At 63.3% G+C, this 651-nt stretch carries 1 protein-coding gene; it reads right to left on the reverse strand.

The window, feature by feature from the left end; translation table 11 throughout:
* A partial coding sequence (locus AC1DU6_RS34365; protein ID WP_477862944.1) for a D-alanine--D-alanine ligase family protein occupies positions 1-595 on the reverse strand: 595 nt, incomplete at its 3' end.
* Positions 596-651: the final 56 nt, after the last annotated feature.

Consider the following 651-nt stretch of genomic DNA (forward strand, 5'->3'; position numbering starts at 1 on the left):
GCTTCGCATTGACGAACATAAGGCCGTAGCTCGATCCATCACGCGCGGGCTTCGCGATCAGCTTGCCGTATTCGGCGAGCGCCGCTTCCATGTCGTTCAATGCGACACCCGCCGCGATGGGCACGCCAGCGATGGCTGCGAAGCGCTTTGCGCCGACCTTGTCGAAAGACAGATTGGATGATGCCGAACCGGACCCGGTGAACGGGATGCCGCGCATTTCGCACATCACCTGCAGCTCACCATTCTCCGCAGCGCCGCCATGCATGCCGAGCACCAGCAGGCGGTTCTCGGCCTTGGCCTTGTCGAGCGCCTGCGTCAGCACGCCGATGCTGCTGCCACCGGGCTTGAACGGGTCCTCGAACGGCCGCGCATGCGCGAGCAGCGCCGTGCCCGACGTCTCGTAGACGCGGTCATCGGCATCCCAGAACCACAACTCGGCGTGAGGCAGCGCGCTGTGCAGCGCCTGTGCGGAGGCCACCGACACCAGACGCTCCTTGTTCAGGCCACCAAACATGATGGTGATCCGCTGAGGTCTCGCCTGCTCCGTCATCGTGTCGTCTCCGAACCCATCCGCGAATCGCGCCTTTGCCGACAAGGCAATAGCATCAGGTCATACGAGTCATATAATGCCTTGTCGGGGACGGTTTTGCG

This window comes from Roseateles sp. P5_B10 (assembly GCF_056400485.1).